The sequence below is a fragment of the Paenibacillus sp. FSL E2-0178 genome (assembly GCF_038593005.1).
Lineage (GTDB): Bacteria > Bacillota > Bacilli > Paenibacillales > Paenibacillaceae > Paenibacillus_AQ > Paenibacillus_AQ phytohabitans.
This window is the reverse complement of the sequence record NZ_CP151953.1, coordinates 5,472,366-5,488,333: the sequence shown is the minus strand read 5'-3', so window position 1 is coordinate 5,488,333 and position 15,968 is coordinate 5,472,366. Positions and strand designations below refer to the sequence as shown.

Sequence of the window (15,968 nt, the reverse complement as noted above, 5' to 3'; positions counted from 1 at the left end):
CTTATGTTTGTTAATTTATGCGAGGCAATTAGCCTTCAATTTCAGTAACGGATAGCAAGTGACTCACTTTGTTGATCATTCCGCGAATTGCAGGAGTATCGTTGTGAACCACGGACGAGTTGGTTTTGCGCAGGCCGAGCGTCTTAACAGTAACACGTTGTGTTTCTGGACGTCCGATCACACTGCGTACGAGGGTAATTTGCAACTTTGCCATTGACGTTCCCCTCCTTAACCGCGTAATTCTTCGACAGATTTGCCGCGAAGCTTCGCGACCTCTTCAATGCGTTTCAGACGGGAAAGTCCCTCTAAAGTAGCATTGACCATGTTCATGGAATTCGAAGAACCCAAAGATTTTGTCAAGATGTCGCCAACGCCTGCCAATTCAAGTACCGCACGAACTGGACCACCAGCGATAACGCCGGTACCTTCGGATGCTGGTTTCAGCAGAACGCGTCCTGCGCCGAAATGCCCAGTAACCAAGTGAGGAATCGAAGTTCCTACGATTGGAATGTGGATCAGGTTTTTCTTGGCGTCTTCAATGCCTTTACGGATGGCATCCGGAACTTCGCCGGCTTTACCGATACCCGCACCGACATAGCCGTTGCCGTCGCCCACAACAACAAGTGCGCTAAAGCTGAAACGGCGTCCGCCTTTTACAACTTTTGCAACACGGTTAATGTGCACAACTCTTTCTGTCAGTTCTAAACTGTTCGGATCTACACGCAAGTCGTTAACCTCCTTTTAAGAAATATTCTAGAATTCAAGACCAGCTTCGCGTGCTGCGTTAGCCAAAGCCTGAATCCGTCCATGGTACAAGTATCCACCGCGGTCAAATACAACCACTGCATAACCTTTTTCTTTAGCGCGCTCAGCGATCAATTGACCGACTTTGCCTGCAGCTTCAACGCTGCCGCCATTTCCGATTGTAGCACTCAATTCTTTATCCAGTGTGGAGGCAGCTACGATAGTAACGCCTGTCACGTCATCGATCAATTGAGCGTAGATGTGTTTCGAAGAACGGAATACGTTCAAACGTGGACGCTCAGTAGTCCCCTGGATCTTCTTACGAACACGCAGGTGTCTTTTGAGACGAGCCTTGTTTTTATCCTCTTTTGTAATCATGACTTCCCTTTCACTCCCTTCAGTTTGCCGTAAACAGCTTCACTTTAAGATGCACGGGGTATCTTACAATTAAGGTAGAGCTGGTTATTTCTTCTTACCAGCTTTACCTTCCTTGCGGATGATACGCTCGCCTTCATATTTGATACCTTTACCTTTGTACGGCTCTGGTTCACGTACGGAACGGATTTTGGCAGCATAAGCGCCTACGCGTTCTTTATCGATACCTCTAACGATGATCTTCGTGTTCGCAGGAACATCGAACTCGATACCTGCTTCCGGTGTAATTTCAACCGGGTGGGAGTAACCAACGTTCAGTACGATTTTATCTCCGGATTTGCTTGCACGATATCCGACCCCAACCAGCTCCAGAGATTTCGAGAAACCTTCAGTCACACCACTCACCATGTTGTTGACAACGGAGCGGGTTGTGCCGTGAAGTGAACGATGCAATTTGTTGTCCGACGGGCGAACAACAGTGATTTCGTTATTTTCAACTGTAATCTTCATGTCTTTATGAAGCTCACGAGTCAAAGTGCCTTTAGGACCTTTTACTGTAATAACGGCGTTGTCCAAAGTGACATCTACACCGCTAGGTACTGCGATTGGTTTGCGACCAATACGAGACATGTGTTGCACCTCCTTATCTTGTGACGTTTATTACCAAATGTAGCAGACAACTTCTCCGCCGGATTTTGATTGACGAGCTTCTTTGTCGGTCATAACTCCCTTAGATGTGGAGATAATCGCGATTCCCAGACCACCGAGTACACGAGGCACTTCATTGCTCTTCGTGTAAACGCGAAGACCTGGTTTACTGATTCTTTTCAGACCAGAGATAACGCGTTCCTGGTTCGGGCCGTATTTCAAGAAAATACGGATAATCCCTTGTTTGCTATCTTCAACGAATTCAGCATCACGGATGAAACCTTCACGTTTCAAGATGTCCGCGATTTGTTTCTTCATAGTAGAAGCAGGCATTTCTACTGTCTCGTGACGCACAGTGTTGGCGTTACGAATACGAGTAAGCATATCTGCAATAGGATCAGACATAGTCATGTGTGTAAACCTCCTTCCCGTTTATAAACTTCTTACCAACTTGCTTTTTTCACGCCAGGAATCTGGCCTTTATAAGCTAATTCACGGAAACAAATTCTGCAAATTTTGAACTTTTGCAATACCGAATGTGGACGACCGCAACGCTCGCAACGTGTATATGCACGTACTTTGAACTTAGGCTCGCGTTGTTGTTTAACTTTCATTGAAGTCTTTGCCACTTAGACTGACACCTCCTAAACATTTTCGGAGAAATGGATGATTCTTATTTTGTGAAAGGCATTCCCAGCTGATTCAGCAGCTCACGGGATTCCTCGTCCGTCTTTGCAGTCGTTACAATAACGATGTCCATACCGCGGACTTTATCCACTTTGTCATATTCGATTTCCGGGAAGATCAATTGCTCTTTAAGACCCAGTGTGTAGTTACCACGGCCATCAAAGGCTTTATTGGAAATACCACGGAAGTCACGTACGCGTGGAAGCGTTACGTTGATCAATTTATCCAGGAAGTAATACATACGCTCGCCGCGCAGTGTTACTTTAACCCCGATCGGCATATTTTCGCGCAGTTTGAAACCGGCGATGGATTTCTTTGCTTTTGTGATAACTGGCTTTTGACCAGTGATCAATTGCATGTCATTTACTGCAGCATCAAGTACTTTGGAGTTTTGAACAGCGTCACCCACACCCATGTTGATGACGATCTTCTCGATCTTAGGCACTTGCATAACAGTAGTATAGTTAAACTTCTGCATCAGAGCAGGTGTAATTTCATTCAGAAAACGTTCTTTCATTCTTGCTGCCATGAAGATTTACCTCCTTTCTTTAGGACTGTATTAGTCGATAATCTCTCCGGATCGTTTTGCTACCCGAACCTTCTTACCGTTATCGAGCACTTTGTAGCCAATACGTGTTACTTTACCGCTCTTCGGATCGATGTGCATTACGTTGGACACATGAATCGAAGCTTCTTGCTCGATGATTCCACCCTGTGGATTCAACTGGTTCGGCTTCTGGTGTTTTTTCACCATGTTCACGCCTTCTACCAGGACGCGGTTTTCACGAGGATAAGCAGCGATGACACGGCCTTTTTTACCTTTGTCTTTCCCGCTGATCACAAGTACCACATCATCTTTCTTCACGTGCAGTTTATTGTTATGGGATTCCAGAACTTTTTTCACTCTAGGCATTTATTACACCTCCTATAACTGACCTTTTCAATTAAAACCGAGACCGGCTCGATTTATTAGATTACTTCCGGTGCCAAGGAAACGATCTTCATGTAGTCCTTGTCGCGAAGTTCGCGAGCAACTGGTCCGAAGATACGTGTTCCGCGCGGGCTTCTGTCGTCTTTTACAACAACAGCTGCGTTTTCGTCGAATGCGATGTAAGATCCATCTTTACGGCGTACAGAACGTTTCGTACGAACAACTACCGCTTTAACAACATCACCCTTTTTGACAACGCCGCCTGGTGTTGCTTGTTTAACGGAACAAACGATCAAATCGCCGATTGCTGCTGTACGGCGTCCAGTACCACCTAGTACGCGGATACACATCAGTTCCTTCGCACCAGAGTTGTCAGCCACATGCAAACGTGTAAATGGTTGAATCATTATTAATTTCCTCCTTCCGGAAAGGGTTCAGCTTCGTATTAGATGATTACCGCTTTTTCTACCACTTCAACCAGTCTCCACCGTTTGTCTTTGGACAATGGACGAGTTTCCATGACTTTCACGACATCACCAATTTTAGCTACATTCTCTTCATCATGTGCCTTGAATTTCTTCGTGGACTTGATGCGTTTGTGATACAGATTGTGCTTTTTATAGGTTTCAACAGCAATTACGATGGTTTTATCCATTTTATCACTGACTACTTTACCGGTCAGCACTTTACGTGCATTACGTTCTTCGCTCATAGTTAGCCTCCTTCCTGATTACGGATTAAGAATCCGCGGTCACTTAACTGATCCCAAGTACTCTTTGATGGATAACGGTTTTAGCACGAGCTATTTCCTTGCGCACGTCACGAATCCGAGTCGGGTTATCCAGTTGGCCAGTTGCCAATTGAAAACGGAGATTGAAAAGTTCTTCTTTGAATCCAGCGATCTTTTGTTCAATCTCGGCAGTGGTTAAGTTGCGAAGTTCATTAGCTTTCATTTGCTTCACCACCCAATTCTTCACGTTTCACAAACTTAGTCTTTACAGGCAGCTTGTGAGCGGCAAGACGCATCGCTTCACGAGCGATTTCTTCCGACACGCCTCCGAGTTCGAACATAATCTTGCCCGGTTTAACTACGGCTACCCACTTCTCAACGTTACCTTTACCACTACCCATACGAACCTCGAGAGGCTTCTGAGTAATAGGCTTATCTGGGAAAATCTTGATCCAAACTTGACCGCCACGTTTGATGTAACGAGTCATTGCGATACGGGCAGCTTCGATCTGACGGTTAGTGATCCACGATGGTTCCAGAGCCTGCAAACCATATTCGCCGAAGTTCAATTCTGTACCGCCTTTTGCCATACCCTTCATGTGACCGCGTTGTTGCTTGCGGTGTTTAACGCGTTTTGGTACCAACATGATTAGTTGCCTCCTTCCTGAGCAGCTTGTTTCTTAGCTGGGGGAAGAACTTCTCCACGGTAGATCCATACTTTTACGCCGATCAGGCCGTAAGTTGTATGTGCTTCAGCTGTTCCGTAATCGATATCAGCACGAAGCGTATGAAGTGGAACTGTTCCTTCGCTATAACCTTCTGAACGGGCAATCTCAGCGCCGCCAAGACGTCCGCCTACTTGAGTTTTAATTCCCTTTGCGCCTGAACGCATAGTTCTCTGAATAGCTTGTTTCAGTGCACGACGGAACGATACGCGACGTTCCAATTGTTGTGCAATGCTTTCTGCAACCAGAATTGCATCCAGTTCAGGGTGTTTAATTTCATTGATGTTGATGTGTACTTTTTTGCCACCGGCGATAGTTGTAACTGCGCTGCGAAGTACTTCTACTTCTGCTCCGCCTTTACCAATTACCATACCAGGTTTAGCAGTGTGAATTGTAACGTTCACGCGGCTTGCCGCTCTTTCGATTTCAATGCGGGAAACAGCGGAATCCTTCAACTTGCCTTTAAGGTATTCCCGGATTTTGACGTCTTCCATTAAAAGAGTACCGAAATCTTTGCCTGCATACCATTTAGATTCCCAATCGCGAATAATACCGACTCGGAGTCCGACTGGATTTACCTTTTGACCCACGTGTTATCCCTCCTTATTTCTCAGATACCACCAAAGTAATGTGGCTGGTACGTTTGTTAATCCGGCTTGCGCGGCCCATGGCGCGCGGACGGAAACGTTTCATAGTTGGACCCTGGTTAACGAAAACTTCGCTTACGAACAAGCTGTTCACGTCCAAAGAGTAGTTATGCTCAGCGTTCGCAATCGCCGAGTTCAGTAGCTTCTCAACAACCGGAGAAGCGGATTTCGGAGTGTGGCGAAGAATTGCAATTGCTTCCCCCACTTGCTTGCCGCGAATCAAGTCAACAACCAGTTTCGCTTTACGAGCGGAAATCCGCACCGATCTTGCATGTGCTTTTGCTTCCATTGTTTTCCCTCCTCTCAAACGAAGACGTTAATTATCTTCTGGTTTTCTTATCGTCACCCGCGTGGCCTTTGTAAGTACGTGTTGGCGCGAACTCGCCCAACTTGTGACCTACCATATCTTCTGTTACGTATACAGGCACGTGTTTGCGGCCGTCATATACACCAAACGTATGTCCGATAAACTGAGGGAAAATGGTTGAGCGACGGGACCAAGTTTTAACTACAACTTTCTTATCTGCCTCGTTCAAATCCTCAACTTTTTTCAGCAGGTAGCCATCAATAAACGGCCCCTTCTTTAAACTGCGACCCATGTGTGAATCCTCCCTTCATCCGGTTCTTCAAACCGCGAATCGACGCTTCGCGCTAGCCTAACTTGCCAGAAGCGTCTTATTTTGTGCGGCGACGAACGATATATTTATCAGATGCTTTGTTTTTCTTACGCGTTTTGTAGCCGAGGGTTGGTTTACCCCAAGGTGACATTGGCGATTTACGTCCGATTGGAGCACGGCCTTCACCACCACCGTGTGGGTGATCGTTAGGGTTCATGACAACACCGCGAACTTCAGGACGACGTCCCAGCCAGCGGCTGCGTCCAGCTTTACCAATCTTGATCAATTCATGATCTTCGTTACCTACGGATCCGATGGTTGCGCGGCATACGCTGAGGATTCTGCGAACTTCGCCAGAGTTCAAACGAACGGATACGTATTTTTCTTCTTTACCCAGCAATTGAGCTTCAGTACCAGCAGCACGAACCAATTGTCCGCCTTTACCTGGTTTCAACTCGATGTTGTGGATAATTGTACCTACCGGGATGTTGATCAGCGGAAGGCTGTTACCAATTTTGATGTCCGCAGCAGGGCCGGACTCAACTTTATCCCCAACTTTAAGGCCTTTAGGAGCGATAATATAACGTTTCTCTCCATCAGCATAGTGGATCAAAGCAATATTGGAAGTACGGTTCGGGTCATACTCGATTGTAGCAACGCTACCTGGTATGCCGTCTTTAGTCCGTTTGAAGTCGATGATACGGTATTTACGCTTGTGTCCGCCGCCGTGGTGACGAACCGTAATTTTACCTTGGTTGTTGCGTCCCGCATGTTTGAACAGCGGAGAAAGCAACGATTTCTCTGGCTGGTTTGTTGTGATTTCTTCAAACGTAGACACAGACATGTTGCGTCTTGCCGGAGAGGTCGGTTTGTACTTTTTGATTGGCACTATAGTTTCCTCCTTACTTTAAGAGTATTATTCTACCGCTTCAAAGAATTCGAGCGGTTTGCTGTCCGGGCTAAGCTTAACGATGGCTTTTTTCCACTCCGGAGTGTAACCGGAATATTTGCCGTAACGTTTCAGTTTGCCAGGTACGCGCATTGTGTTCACACTAACAACTTTAACTTTAAAAATAGCTTCAACAGCTTTTTTGATTTCGGTCTTGTTAGAACGGATATCCACTTCAAAAGCGTATTTCAATTCGCTCATGTATTCGGATGTGCGTTCCGTAATCACCGGACGCTTGATAATATCACGCGGATCTTTCATTACGCGAACACCTCCTCTACCTTCAGAACTGCTTCTTTAGTGATAATCAGTTTGTCGTACGTCAGTACGTCAAGAACATTGATGCCGTCAGCCGCTACGAATTTCACCCCAGGGATGTTACGAGCGGAAAGTGCTACATTGTCATCATAGCTAGGAGCTACGATCAATGCTTTTGTGCCAACCTTCAGGTTGTTCAGAATAGCTGCGAATTCTTTCGTCTTCGGAGCACTCATAGTCAAGCTATCCAATACGATGATGTCATTCTCAAGTACTTTTGAGGACAACGCGGATTTGATGGCCAACCGGCGAACCTTCTTAGGCAATTTCCAGGAATAGCTGCGTGGTGTTGGTCCGAAGACTACGCCGCCGCCTTTCCATTGTGGTGAACGAATGGAGCCTTGACGAGCACGACCTGTACCTTTTTGTTTCCAAGGCTTACGTCCGCCGCCACGCACTTCAGAACGTCCTTTTACTTTGTGTGTACCACGACGAAGGGAAGCTCTTTGCATAAGTGCAGCTTCATGCAGCACATGTACGTTCGGTTCGATACCGAAAACTGAATCACTCAGTTCAACTTCGCCAACTTCGTTACCACTAGTATTAAAAAGTGTTACTTTTGGCATTTCATGTTCCTCCTTTCTTCAGAAATTATTTCTTAACGGTTTGTTTAACTTTCACGAAGCTGTTTTTAGGGCCCGGAATTGCGCCTTTAACCAGCAATACATTACGTTCTACGTCAACTCGGATGATCTCAAGCTTTTGAACCGTTACAGTCGTGTGACCCATATGTCCTGGCAGGCGTTTGCCCTTAGGAACACGGTTAGCTTGAATGGAACCCATGGAGCCTGGTCTTCTGTGGTAGCGCGATCCGTGTGCCATTGGTCCGCGGCTTTGTCCCCAGCGTTTGATGTTACCCTGGAAGCCTTTACCCTTCGAAGTACCTGTTACGTCAACAAATTCGCCTTCTGCGAAGATGTCAGCCTTAAGCTCTTGTCCAACCTCGAGTGACCCGAGGTCAACACCGCGAATTTCGCGAACGTAGCGCTTAGGTGTTGCGTTTGCCTTTTTGGCGTGACCTTGTTCAGGCTTGTTGGAGCGACTTTCCTTTTTATCGGAAAAGCCCAACTGCACTGCTTCATATCCGTCGATATTCAGGTCTTTCTTTTGCAGTACCACACAAGGACCAGCTTCGATAACAGAAACCGCGATTACGTTACCTTCTGGAGTAAACACTTGAGTCATACCGAGTTTTTTTCCTAAGATACCTTTCAATGTTGACACCTCTTTTCTTTTCCTAGTTGCTTAATAATGAATTTACAATTTGATTTCGATATCTACACCGGACGGTAGATCCAAGCGCATCAAGGCATCCACAGTTTGTGGTGTTGGGTTCACAATATCGATCAAACGTTTGTGAGTCCGTTGTTCAAACTGTTCACGGGAATCCTTGTACTTGTGTACCGCACGGAGAATAGTAATGATTTGCTTCTCAGTTGGCAGCGGGATCGGCCCGGATACACCAGCACCCGAACGTTTTGCTGTTTCAACGATTTTCTCTGCGGATTGATCAAGAATTCTGTGGTCGTATGCTTTCAAGCGAATACGAATTTTTTGCTTTGCCATTTTAGTCCCTCCTTCTATCGCCCAATTTATTATCGGACATACTCCGTGAAAATTTTCTGACGTCGACCTCATGGCAAAGGGGCCGGGTGTGTCAGTAACCTCTCACATCATCGCAACGTCTCAGAACAACATTTATTATTATATATAATAGGCGGCTATATTGCAAGCGGATTTGCAAAAACAAATCAACTTTTTCCGAAAAGAATAGAAAAGGTGCCTTTCTTGTTCAGAATGGAACCTTACGGGCTGCAATTTAACGTTTTTCTTCTATATAAAAGGTTCCTTCTATAAATTATCCGTTGCAGATTTGAATTGTCCTGCCGAAGCTGCTGTCTGCGCAGTTGCTGAACCAATACCTTCAATGGTCTGAATGAGCACCTTGATCTCTTCCTCTACCGTAACAATCCTCTGGGTACTCGTCTGCATCGAGTCTACAATATCACTGAAGAGCCTGCTAGTCTCGAGGGATTGGTGTTTGCCGCTCTCCGTCAACTCCTGAACCTTGCGGATCTCCCCAACAACCTGCGACGTAAGGGAGCTGGACTGAAGGGTCAGTTCTCCGATCCGGACCACCGTGTTCTTGGTATCCTCTGCAAGTCTGCTTACCTCCTGCGCTACAACACTGAATCCCCGTCCGTGGTCTCCCGCCCTTGCAGCCTCGATCGTTGCATTCAATGACAGAATCTTGGTCTGGTCTGCAATATCCTGGACAGCCGCCACAATTTTACGGATCTTCTGTGATGAACTGCTCAGTTCATTTACTGAACGCTCCATCTCATTAGTACTCTCATATATAAGATTAATCTGACCCGTAAGGTTGTTAAGCTGTCCATGTCCCTCCCTGGCCTTCCCCTGTGACTCCAGAGCGGAGGCGGCAGTGCGCTGGAATGTATTGTTGACTTCATTACTGCTCGCCACCAGCTGCTCCACAGCGGCGTTAGTATCTATACTAAGGTCAATCAGTTCTCCGCTGAATTCAGCTATCTTTTGTTTCAATTCGTTCTTAACCAGCAGATACTGTTCTTCCTTTTCCCTAATGTTCTCCTTCTCATATTCCTCAAGGACCAGCTGCTGTTCCAGATTAAGCAATTTGGTTACGGTCTGGACCAATTTGATCCTCTCGACATCTGTATGCGTCTCATTATAAATAGCCGTGATGAACACATTCTGCAGATTCTGAAAAGCGGAAAGATACCATTTAGGCTCCAGGCCAATCCTCTTATGAATATTCGCAATTTTTAGCCGCTTGGCTATGTACTCCTCATTAACATTACCATCAAAAATCTCGATGATATGCTCACGCAAAGTCTTTTTAAGGCGTTCGATACTGCTGTGTTCCAGAATAATTGCTTCCAGTTTGTTAACTCCAAGAACCGTATTATAGAATTGATTAGTGATATCGTCGATTCTCTGTTCTACAACCGGTTTCATCAAGCGCAGGAGTCTTAAATCCTCCTCAGTTAAATCGATCATTCGCATTTGCTCGTTCAAATCATCATGCCCGTCAAGGGTATGAAACATCTCTGTGGCAGTGGGTGCAAAGCTCTTGCTGTCCGTTGATGGAGCGGCGGGAGGTTCCTCATTGTTATTCTTTGAAGTCAGACCATGCATAAATGAAAAAGGACATTTCCCCATACTTCCACGCTCCCTAAAATCCTAATAATTTACATTGTCTATATAGAAATATTCTACTCTATCGATAGATTAGATGTAAAGAATTTTAAGTATTATTTTGTAGAATTATGTTGAAAATGATCATATCCAGCACTGTCATTAGTCGTTTTTTGTCGAACAATAGGATTTCAATCTCTAATTTCTGCAATCTGAATAAGAGCTTCCAGCTCAAGAATATTTACGGTTCTTTTATGCATAGCGATAATCTTAAGTGCTTCCAGTTTATTCAGTTTGCGGCTAAGAGTTTCTGCGGTAGTTCCAATCATGGCTGCTACTTCTTTTTGGGCAGACGGCAAATCTACGGATTGTTCTAAGGCATGTGCAGTCACTGCCGATTCGGCAAGATTCCTTGTATACAGGTATACCAACAGTCTGGCCAGTCTCTTCTCAACCTCAAACATGTGCAAAGCCCCTGCAGCCTCCTCGGCCTGATGCAGCTGCTCGCTAACAGACATCAGGAAGCTAAAGGCAAGCCCTGCATTCTGCTCCAGCAAGGGAATAAAGTCTTTGCGGTGCATCTGGCATACCTCTCCGCTCTCAATCACCTCTGCCGTTACATCATTATTTTTATTATGGAGCAAGGCAAACTGGCCGAAATAATCACCCGGGAAAAGAAAACGGACAATATGCTGCTTTCCATCCTTACTGTTCTGAGTCAGCTTAATGAGACCGCTCTTTACTACAAACAATGCTTCAGACGGCTCCCCTTCTCGGCACACTTGACTTCCTTTTTTATAGTTATGGGTCTCTGTAATCGATTCGATCATCACTAATTCCTTATCAGACAAGCTCCGAAACACGGGAACCTGACGTACACAGGCATGCGAATTGCAGGTAGTACAGCTCATGATCCTTCACCCTTCCTTATAGCTGACTCTAACATATCAAGATTCCGGATTCCGGCGGGTGACTGGAAACACATAATTCTCAAAAACTTGATCTGCATCAAGGATTCTTCACCGGCTTATCCTTACAATAGAATCATAGAGAGAGTAAAGGAGTTGGAGTAATTGCTGCAATATTCATTTGAGGATATGCGTCAGATTGATAGGAGTACCCTTGGTAATACGGTGCCCCTTGAGTTATTTCGTACCATACGTCTGATTGGACTCAACCAGGGGCTTCCTCTGGGAGGAAAAGGGACTACGCTTACCATTGGCAGAAAGATTGGTGAAAGTCTGCCTGTCAGCTCTGTTGAGGATCTTCTGCGAATGTTTGAGGAGCTCAAAATTGGTATTCCGCGGATTGTTCATTCGGATGAACGAAGGATCAATATTGCTGTGGAGGACTGCTTTTGCAAAGGGCTGCCTTCACTTGAAGATGAAAAAATGGTATGTGATTTAGAGGGAGCGATTCTTGAAGGGGCACTCGGCAAGATTCTCGGCCGTAAGGTCTCTGTTAAAGAGATTAAATGCAACGTTACCGGTCATGAGCACTGCGAATACGAAGTAAAGCTTTAATGGATGAGATCGAGATGGATAAATTTATAATTATGAAAGCAGGGATTATCTAATGGAAAAGAAAAGTTTAGTTGACGTGCTGCAGTATCAGGAGGAACGTTTTACAAAGAAAATCCTCTTCCAGCAAGGTGAAAGTGTTGTATTCGTGCTTAATTTCATGCCGGGTCAAAAGCTGCCTGTTCATAAGCATCCTGGAGCGGATGTATATATCCTTGCTTTAAAAGGAGATGGAACCATTCATGTAAATGAAGCGGAGCAGCCTCTTATTGAAGGAGAGACCATCTATATCGCCGGCGATGAATCTTTTGCCTACACTAATAACAGCTCTTCCCCTTCCAGTCTGCATGTCGTTCTGTCCAAGCTGCCAAGTCCGGCCTATGCCAAAGAAATCTAAACCATACTGCCAGCAATTAAAACAGGGCCCCTTCATAATGAAGGGGCCCTGACTTATATTCCGGATCTATCCTAACGGATAGAGACGAATTATTTCTGGATGGAAGCTACGGAACCGGCACCAACTGTACGTCCGCCTTCGCGAATGGAGAATTTAGTACCTTCTTCAATAGCGATTGGGGAGATCAGGGAAACAGTTACAGTGATGTTGTCACCAGGCATAACCATTTCAGTACCTTCTGGCAGGTTGATGATGCCAGTTACGTCAGTTGTACGGAAGTAGAACTGTGGACGGTAACCAGTGAAGAATGGTTTGTGACGTCCGCCTTCTTCTTTAGTCAGAACGTAGATCTGAGCAGTGAACTCTGTGTGTGGGTTAACGGAGTTCGGCTTAGCCAATACTTGGCCGCGCTCGATCATGTTACGGTCTACACCACGCAGCAATGCGCCGATGTTGTCGCCCGCTTGTGCGGAATCGAGCAATTTACGGAACATTTCAACGCCTGTAACAACGGATTTTTTCTTTTCTTCGTGAATACCAACGATTTCGATTTCTTCTCCGACTTTAACTGTTCCGCGTTCTACGCGACCAGTTGCCACAGTACCGCGGCCAGTGATGGAGAATACATCTTCGACAGGCATCAAGAATGGTTTGTCAGTCTGACGTTCTGGAAGCGGGATGTACGTGTCGATCGTTTCGAACATTTCAACGATCTTCTGTGCATATTCGCCTTCAGGGTTCTGCAGAGCTTCACGAGCAGATCCACGGATGATTGGAGTATCATCACCTGGGAAGTCGTATTCGCTCAACAGGTCGCGAACTTCCATTTCAACCAGTTCAAGCAACTCTTCGTCTTCAACCATGTCGCATTTGTTCAAGAATACAACGATGTAAGGAACGCCTACTTGACGGGACAGCAGGATGTGTTCACGAGTCTGTGGCATAGGGCCATCAGCTGCGGATACAACCAGGATAGCTCCGTCCATTTGCGCTGCGCCAGTGATCATGTTTTTAACATAGTCGGCGTGTCCAGGGCAGTCTACGTGAGCGTAGTGACGATTAGGAGTTTCATATTCAACGTGAGCAGTGGAGATAGTGATACCACGTTCGCGTTCTTCAGGAGCCTTATCGATTTGGTCGAATGCTACAGCAGCGCCACCGTATTTTTTGGACAATACAGTAGTGATTGCAGCAGTCAGAGTTGTTTTACCATGGTCGACGTGACCAATAGTACCAATGTTAACGTGCGGTTTGTTACGTTCAAACTTTGCCTTTGCCATTTGAACAGTTCCTCCTTAATGTGGGGTTCCTTATATTTGAGCCGCCCGCCTACATGCAATTCTTAGATGACTTATGTGATATACCCGGACGGCAAGTTAAAAATGATGATTATTCTCCGCCTTTGTTCTTGGCTACGATTTCTTCAGCAATGGATTTAGGTACTTCTTCATAGTGAGAAAGTTCCATTGAGAATACGCCGCGTCCTTGAGTACCGGAACGAAGTGTAGTGGAGTATCCGAACATTTCGGAAAGAGGTACCTTTGCACGGATAATTTGCGCACCGCCACGGGAATCCATACCTTCGATCCGTCCGCGTCTGGAGTTCAACATACCCATTACATCGCCCATGTATTCCTCAGGAACAGTTACTTCCACTTTCATGATTGGCTCAAGCAGGACAGGTTTACACTTGTCTTTAGCTGCTTTGAGTGCCATCGAGCCGGCGATTTTGAACGCCATTTCGTTGGAGTCAACATCATGATAGGAACCATCTACGATGGTAGCCTTAACGTCAACAAGCGGGAAGCCTGCAATAACGCCGTTTTTCATTTGCTCTTCAATACCGGCAAGTGCAGGAGCGATGTATTCTCTAGGAACAGAACCACCGACAACTTTACTTTCGAACTTGCTGCCAGTACCCGGCTCGAGAGGTTCAAATTCAACCCATACGTGACCATACTGACCGCGACCGCCGGATTGGCGAACGAATTTACCTTCAACGCGTGCTGGTGCTTTGAATGTTTCACGGTAAGCAACCTGTGGTTTACCCACGTTGGTTTCTACCTTGAATTCGCGGCGCATACGGTCGATGATAATATCCAGGTGAAGCTCACCCATACCTGCCAGGATAGTTTGGCCAGTTTCTTCATCAGTGTGAGCACGAAGAGTAGGATCCTCTTCAGTCAACTTTCCGAGAGCTACGCCGAGCTTATCTTGGTCAGCTTTGGTTTTTGGTTCAACTGCGATTTCGATAACCGGATCAGGGAAGTTCATGGACTCCAGGATAACCGGATGTTTCTCGTCGCAAAGGGTATCGCCGGTACTTGTGTCCTTCAGACCAACGGCTGCCGCGATATCACCGGAATACACAATGGAGATTTCTTGGCGGCTGTTCGCATGCATTTGCAGGATACGGCCGATACGCTCACGTTTGTTCTTGGTAGCGTTAACTACATAAGAACCGGATTCCAGTACACCGGAGTATACGCGGAAGAACGTAAGTTTACCTACATAAGGGTCTGTCATGATTTTAAATGCCAGTGCTGCGAATGGTTCTTCATCCGAAGAGTGACGAACCGCTTCTGTACCGTCATCCAGATGACCTTGAATAGCCGGTACATCCAGTGGGGATGGCAAGTAATCAACAACAGCATCCATCATGAGCTGAACACCTTTGTTACGGTAGGAGGATCCAACAATTACAGGGAAGATTTTAACATCACATACGCCTTTGCGCAATGCTGCCTTAATCTCATCCACTGTGATTTCTTCGCCTTCCAGATACTTCATAGTCAGATCTTCGTCAAGTTCTGCAACCTTCTCGATCAACTCGAGACGCAGTCCTTCAACTTGTTCCAAATAATCAGCAGGAATATCAGTAACTTCGATGTTCTGTCCCAGGTCATCCTTGAACATGTGAGCTTTTTGCTCAACAAGGTCAATGATACCCGTGAAGTCGTTCTCGGCACCAATTGGCAATTGAATTGCAATTGCGTTGGCTTGCAGGCGGTCACGCATGCTGTCGATAACGTTCAGGAAGTCTGCACCGATGATATCCATTTTGTTCACATAAGCGATACGGGGAACGCCGTAACGGTCAGCCTGTCTCCATACGGTTTCAGACTGAGGCTCTACGCCCTCTTTCGCACTAAATACACCAACTGCCCCATCCAATACACGAAGGGAACGTTCAACTTCAACAGTGAAGTCAACGTGCCCAGGGGTATCAATAATATTGATGCGGTGGCCCTTCCATGCAGCGGTCGTAGCAGCGGAAGTAATCGTAATTCCGCGCTCCTGTTCTTGTTCCATCCAGTCCATTGTAGCAGCGCCCTCGTGAACTTCACCGATTTTGTGCGTACGGCCTGTGTAGAAAAGAATCCGCTCAGTAGTGGTAGTTTTACCAGCATCAATATGTGCCATGATCCCGATATTACGTGTATTTTTTAAGGAGAACTCTCTTGACATGAAATGGATCTCCTTTCAAAATAGAAGTTATTTGA

General features: G+C 45.9%; 26 protein-coding genes. 2 read left to right on the top strand and 24 right to left on the bottom strand.

The genetic code is table 11. From position 1 onward, the window contains the following. Nucleotides 1-28: 28 nt before the first annotated feature. From rpmD to MHI42_RS23790, 22 genes are all read right to left on the bottom strand, one after another. Nucleotides 29-214, bottom strand: coding sequence for a 50S ribosomal protein L30 (rpmD, locus tag MHI42_RS23895; RefSeq protein ID WP_019908243.1), 186 nt, complete (start codon nucleotides 212-214; stop codon nucleotides 29-31). Nucleotides 215-228: 14 nt separating this feature from the next. Continuing rightward, nucleotides 229-726: a 30S ribosomal protein S5 gene (rpsE, locus tag MHI42_RS23890; protein WP_036652980.1), complete on the bottom strand. Its 498-nt coding sequence runs from the start codon at nucleotides 724-726 to the stop codon at nucleotides 229-231. A 27-nt stretch (nucleotides 727-753) separates the two neighbouring features. Then, entirely contained in the window at nucleotides 754-1,122 is a 369-nt protein-coding gene (rplR, locus tag MHI42_RS23885; protein WP_039298660.1) for a 50S ribosomal protein L18, read from the bottom strand. A gap of 84 nt (nucleotides 1,123-1,206) precedes the next feature. After that, the gene (gene rplF / locus MHI42_RS23880) at nucleotides 1,207-1,749 is read right to left on the bottom strand and encodes a 50S ribosomal protein L6 (protein WP_036721827.1); all 543 of its coding nucleotides are present in this window, start codon (nucleotides 1,747-1,749) and stop codon (nucleotides 1,207-1,209) included. A gap of 30 nt (nucleotides 1,750-1,779) precedes the next feature. Then, the gene (rpsH, locus tag MHI42_RS23875) at nucleotides 1,780-2,178 is read right to left on the bottom strand and encodes a 30S ribosomal protein S8 (protein WP_019908239.1); all 399 of its coding nucleotides are present in this window, start codon (nucleotides 2,176-2,178) and stop codon (nucleotides 1,780-1,782) included. 32 nt (nucleotides 2,179-2,210) lie between these two features. Next, nucleotides 2,211-2,396: a type Z 30S ribosomal protein S14 gene (locus MHI42_RS23870; protein WP_036589425.1), complete on the bottom strand. Its 186-nt coding sequence runs from the start codon at nucleotides 2,394-2,396 to the stop codon at nucleotides 2,211-2,213. Nucleotides 2,397-2,440: 44 nt separating this feature from the next. Continuing rightward, nucleotides 2,441-2,983, bottom strand: coding sequence for a 50S ribosomal protein L5 (gene rplE, locus MHI42_RS23865; protein WP_039298657.1), 543 nt, complete (start codon nucleotides 2,981-2,983; stop codon nucleotides 2,441-2,443). 30 nt (nucleotides 2,984-3,013) lie between these two features. Then, nucleotides 3,014-3,367 carry a 50S ribosomal protein L24 gene (gene rplX, locus MHI42_RS23860; RefSeq protein ID WP_019908235.1) on the bottom strand — a complete coding sequence of 118 codons (354 nt, stop codon included), beginning with the start codon at nucleotides 3,365-3,367 and terminating at the stop codon, nucleotides 3,014-3,016. A 56-nt stretch (nucleotides 3,368-3,423) separates the two neighbouring features. After that, entirely contained in the window at nucleotides 3,424-3,792 is a 369-nt protein-coding gene (gene rplN / locus MHI42_RS23855) for a 50S ribosomal protein L14 (RefSeq protein ID WP_019908234.1), read from the bottom strand. Nucleotides 3,793-3,830: 38 nt separating this feature from the next. Further along, nucleotides 3,831-4,097: a 30S ribosomal protein S17 gene (rpsQ, locus tag MHI42_RS23850; protein WP_039298654.1), complete on the bottom strand. Its 267-nt coding sequence runs from the start codon at nucleotides 4,095-4,097 to the stop codon at nucleotides 3,831-3,833. A gap of 43 nt (nucleotides 4,098-4,140) precedes the next feature. Then, complete coding sequence (rpmC, locus tag MHI42_RS23845; RefSeq protein WP_019908232.1) at nucleotides 4,141-4,338, bottom strand: 50S ribosomal protein L29; 198 nt, start codon at nucleotides 4,336-4,338, stop codon at nucleotides 4,141-4,143. Continuing rightward, a complete protein-coding gene (gene rplP / locus MHI42_RS23840) occupies nucleotides 4,328-4,762 on the bottom strand; it encodes a 50S ribosomal protein L16 (protein ID WP_039298647.1) in 435 nt (144 codons plus the stop codon). The genes rpmC and rplP overlap by 11 nt, the downstream gene beginning before the upstream one ends. A gap of 2 nt (nucleotides 4,763-4,764) precedes the next feature. Further along, the gene (gene rpsC, locus MHI42_RS23835) at nucleotides 4,765-5,430 is read right to left on the bottom strand and encodes a 30S ribosomal protein S3 (RefSeq protein ID WP_039298645.1); all 666 of its coding nucleotides are present in this window, start codon (nucleotides 5,428-5,430) and stop codon (nucleotides 4,765-4,767) included. A gap of 13 nt (nucleotides 5,431-5,443) precedes the next feature. Then, nucleotides 5,444-5,776: a 50S ribosomal protein L22 gene (gene rplV / locus MHI42_RS23830; RefSeq protein ID WP_036680546.1), complete on the bottom strand. Its 333-nt coding sequence runs from the start codon at nucleotides 5,774-5,776 to the stop codon at nucleotides 5,444-5,446. 31 nt (nucleotides 5,777-5,807) lie between these two features. After that, nucleotides 5,808-6,086 (bottom strand): 30S ribosomal protein S19, encoded by a 279-nt coding sequence (rpsS, locus tag MHI42_RS23825; protein ID WP_039298640.1) that lies wholly within the window; start codon nucleotides 6,084-6,086, stop codon nucleotides 5,808-5,810. Nucleotides 6,087-6,162: 76 nt separating this feature from the next. Next, nucleotides 6,163-6,993 carry a 50S ribosomal protein L2 gene (gene rplB, locus MHI42_RS23820; RefSeq protein WP_039298637.1) on the bottom strand — a complete coding sequence of 277 codons (831 nt, stop codon included), beginning with the start codon at nucleotides 6,991-6,993 and terminating at the stop codon, nucleotides 6,163-6,165. Nucleotides 6,994-7,020: 27 nt separating this feature from the next. Next, the gene (gene rplW, locus MHI42_RS23815) at nucleotides 7,021-7,314 is read right to left on the bottom strand and encodes a 50S ribosomal protein L23 (protein ID WP_039298634.1); all 294 of its coding nucleotides are present in this window, start codon (nucleotides 7,312-7,314) and stop codon (nucleotides 7,021-7,023) included. Continuing rightward, nucleotides 7,314-7,937 (bottom strand): 50S ribosomal protein L4, encoded by a 624-nt coding sequence (rplD, locus tag MHI42_RS23810; RefSeq protein ID WP_039298632.1) that lies wholly within the window; start codon nucleotides 7,935-7,937, stop codon nucleotides 7,314-7,316. The genes rplW and rplD overlap by 1 nt, the downstream gene beginning before the upstream one ends. Before the next feature lie 25 nt (nucleotides 7,938-7,962). Beyond that, a complete protein-coding gene (gene rplC, locus MHI42_RS23805) occupies nucleotides 7,963-8,586 on the bottom strand; it encodes a 50S ribosomal protein L3 (protein WP_036721840.1) in 624 nt (207 codons plus the stop codon). A 42-nt stretch (nucleotides 8,587-8,628) separates the two neighbouring features. Continuing rightward, complete coding sequence (gene rpsJ / locus MHI42_RS23800) at nucleotides 8,629-8,937, bottom strand: 30S ribosomal protein S10 (protein WP_017692074.1); 309 nt, start codon at nucleotides 8,935-8,937, stop codon at nucleotides 8,629-8,631. A gap of 285 nt (nucleotides 8,938-9,222) precedes the next feature. Next, on the bottom strand, nucleotides 9,223-10,458 hold the full coding sequence (locus MHI42_RS23795; protein WP_342424795.1) for a globin-coupled sensor protein: 1,236 nt from the start codon (nucleotides 10,456-10,458) through the stop codon (nucleotides 9,223-9,225). Between the two features lie 281 nt (nucleotides 10,459-10,739). Then, nucleotides 10,740-11,399, bottom strand: coding sequence for a Crp/Fnr family transcriptional regulator (locus MHI42_RS23790; RefSeq protein WP_342420849.1), 660 nt, complete (start codon nucleotides 11,397-11,399; stop codon nucleotides 10,740-10,742). A 246-nt stretch (nucleotides 11,400-11,645) separates the two neighbouring features. Between MHI42_RS23790 and MHI42_RS23785 the strand changes: the two genes are divergently transcribed. Both MHI42_RS23785 and MHI42_RS23780 read left to right on the top strand, forming a co-directional pair. Further along, nucleotides 11,646-12,071: a V4R domain-containing protein gene (locus MHI42_RS23785; RefSeq protein ID WP_171720474.1), complete on the top strand. Its 426-nt coding sequence runs from the start codon at nucleotides 11,646-11,648 to the stop codon at nucleotides 12,069-12,071. Nucleotides 12,072-12,123: 52 nt separating this feature from the next. Then, nucleotides 12,124-12,465: a cupin domain-containing protein gene (locus tag MHI42_RS23780; RefSeq protein ID WP_342420848.1), complete on the top strand. Its 342-nt coding sequence runs from the start codon at nucleotides 12,124-12,126 to the stop codon at nucleotides 12,463-12,465. Between the two features lie 89 nt (nucleotides 12,466-12,554). On the opposite strand, the gene tuf is transcribed toward MHI42_RS23780, so the two are convergent. Continuing rightward, nucleotides 12,555-13,745, bottom strand: coding sequence for an elongation factor Tu (tuf, locus tag MHI42_RS23775; protein ID WP_039298612.1), 1,191 nt, complete (start codon nucleotides 13,743-13,745; stop codon nucleotides 12,555-12,557). A 109-nt stretch (nucleotides 13,746-13,854) separates the two neighbouring features. Beyond that, entirely contained in the window at nucleotides 13,855-15,933 is a 2,079-nt protein-coding gene (fusA, locus tag MHI42_RS23770) for an elongation factor G (protein WP_042140137.1), read from the bottom strand. Between the last annotated feature and the right edge of the window lie 35 nt (nucleotides 15,934-15,968).

What these genes read in the sequence shown, in the direction of transcription:
- rpmC (WP_019908232.1), bottom strand. Translation starts at nt 4,338, where the DNA reads ATGAAAGCTAATGAACTTCGCAACTTAACCACTGCCGAGATTGAACAA.
- rpsJ (WP_017692074.1), bottom strand. Translation starts at nt 8,937, where the DNA reads ATGGCAAAGCAAAAAATTCGTATTCGCTTGAAAGCATACGACCACAGA.
- rplV (WP_036680546.1), bottom strand. Translation starts at nt 5,776, where the DNA reads ATGGAAGCAAAAGCACATGCAAGATCGGTGCGGATTTCCGCTCGTAAA.
- rpsH (WP_019908239.1), bottom strand. Translation starts at nt 2,178, where the DNA reads ATGACTATGTCTGATCCTATTGCAGATATGCTTACTCGTATTCGTAAC.
- rplN (WP_019908234.1), bottom strand. Translation starts at nt 3,792, where the DNA reads ATGATTCAACCATTTACACGTTTGCATGTGGCTGACAACTCTGGTGCG.
- MHI42_RS23785 (WP_171720474.1), top strand. Translation starts at nt 11,646, where the DNA reads ATGCGTCAGATTGATAGGAGTACCCTTGGTAATACGGTGCCCCTTGAG.
- rplE (WP_039298657.1), bottom strand. Translation starts at nt 2,983, where the DNA reads ATGGCAGCAAGAATGAAAGAACGTTTTCTGAATGAAATTACACCTGCT.
- tuf (WP_039298612.1), bottom strand. Translation starts at nt 13,745, where the DNA reads ATGGCAAAGGCAAAGTTTGAACGTAACAAACCGCACGTTAACATTGGT.
- rplW (WP_039298634.1), bottom strand. Translation starts at nt 7,314, where the DNA reads ATGAAAGATCCGCGTGATATTATCAAGCGTCCGGTGATTACGGAACGC.
- fusA (WP_042140137.1), bottom strand. Translation starts at nt 15,933, where the DNA reads ATGTCAAGAGAGTTCTCCTTAAAAAATACACGTAATATCGGGATCATG.
- rpmD (WP_019908243.1), bottom strand. Translation starts at nt 214, where the DNA reads ATGGCAAAGTTGCAAATTACCCTCGTACGCAGTGTGATCGGACGTCCA.
- MHI42_RS23780 (WP_342420848.1), top strand. Translation starts at nt 12,124, where the DNA reads ATGGAAAAGAAAAGTTTAGTTGACGTGCTGCAGTATCAGGAGGAACGT.
- rpsQ (WP_039298654.1), bottom strand. Translation starts at nt 4,097, where the DNA reads ATGAGCGAAGAACGTAATGCACGTAAAGTGCTGACCGGTAAAGTAGTC.
- rplD (WP_039298632.1), bottom strand. Translation starts at nt 7,937, where the DNA reads ATGCCAAAAGTAACACTTTTTAATACTAGTGGTAACGAAGTTGGCGAA.
- rpsS (WP_039298640.1), bottom strand. Translation starts at nt 6,086, where the DNA reads ATGGGTCGCAGTTTAAAGAAGGGGCCGTTTATTGATGGCTACCTGCTG.
- rplP (WP_039298647.1), bottom strand. Translation starts at nt 4,762, where the DNA reads ATGTTGGTACCAAAACGCGTTAAACACCGCAAGCAACAACGCGGTCAC.
- rplR (WP_039298660.1), bottom strand. Translation starts at nt 1,122, where the DNA reads ATGATTACAAAAGAGGATAAAAACAAGGCTCGTCTCAAAAGACACCTG.
- MHI42_RS23795 (WP_342424795.1), bottom strand. Translation starts at nt 10,458, where the DNA reads ATGTTTCATACCCTTGACGGGCATGATGATTTGAACGAGCAAATGCGA.
- rplX (WP_019908235.1), bottom strand. Translation starts at nt 3,367, where the DNA reads ATGCCTAGAGTGAAAAAAGTTCTGGAATCCCATAACAATAAACTGCAC.
- rplF (WP_036721827.1), bottom strand. Translation starts at nt 1,749, where the DNA reads ATGTCTCGTATTGGTCGCAAACCAATCGCAGTACCTAGCGGTGTAGAT.